Here is a 1217-nt window from a genome sequence, read left to right as displayed (position 1 = left end):
GATAATTCGGTGTACCTAAAACTCTCATTAAACAATCAAACCAACAATTCGATTCAATTTGAGCAAGGTGCCGAATTTAGCCCTGGCGATGATCCTGATTTTAACCCGATCATTTATCGTAGCGGTTATCCAATTGAAGTCACGGATGCCGAGGTCTCTCACCTCTTCAACCTCACTCTACAGCGCGACCCGCTAGTTTCACCCGAAAAAGAATCTGGCTTGGTATGCGGAGTCAGCGGACAGCGCCTGCTGATAACGGCTAGCGCGACCGGGGACGATTTCCCGAAAGAACAGCACTTTAATATATTCAACAACAAGTATAAAACCGAAGACAGCACGCAACCGATGGGGCTGATTATCACGGATCCCCTATTTTCGATGCAGCAAGGCAATCGCAGTATCGAAATCGTGATTCATCTCAAAGAGGTGCGCTCGGGCATCGTTGCTCAGGAATTGCTGGCGGTGGATGATGATGATAAAGCCAGCGCAGCGTTAACGCGAATATTTACACAATTACTCACCCTGCATGCCTATCTGTTGGAGAATTGGGCTGCCCAGATAACCGCCAGCAAACTGGTAAAAGAGGTAACACCGGATCAACTCAACCAGTTTCAGCATCTCAGACCGTCACAGCGTGTTTGGGTAGCCTATAAGTTGTTTTATCTGCAAATGCTACAGGTTATCTGCTCAACCCAAGATAAAGGGGTGTTATATGGCCTCTCAAAGACGGACCTTCTCTTTCGTGTCATCGGTCAGATAGTAAGCCGACGCTGTCTTTACACGGTGTCATGGTTAGCCGAATCAGATATTGCGGAGATCCTCACTCGTTTGAAACCCATTCTTGCGGAAGAAGCAACTGCTTATACGACGATCAAAGAGTTACTCAGCCATTCCCTCACGGCGGCTTTTTATCAACTCTTTCAGGACGTTTTTCACCTTGAAGCCACAACCGAAAATGGTTGGGAGGTGCTTGATAACGTGGAGATTTACCCCTGCTCCGCCAATGAGTGTCAAATTGGATTTAGGGTGAAATGTCATGTTGATACCGGTTTTGCGTCCATCATCCCTCGCCATGCGCATCTCCCGCACAGTGCATCGCTAAAAATAACGCTGAAGCGGCAAAGTAACTGCTTCCCGTATGCGATTTTCCGCGATTTTGAATTATCAAAACTGGCGATGTCATCGCATGTAAGCGGCGTAACCCAAATGCAATTATT

At 47.2% G+C, this 1217-nt stretch carries 1 protein-coding gene; it reads left to right on the top strand.

The annotated features are described in order from the left end of the window. Positions 1-1217 (top strand): hypothetical protein (locus tag J5224_RS28785; protein WP_264628509.1); only part of this gene is annotated, 1217 nt, incomplete at both ends.

This window comes from Candidatus Symbiopectobacterium sp. NZEC135 (assembly GCF_025962695.1).
This window is presented reverse-complemented; position numbering and strand designations above follow the sequence as displayed.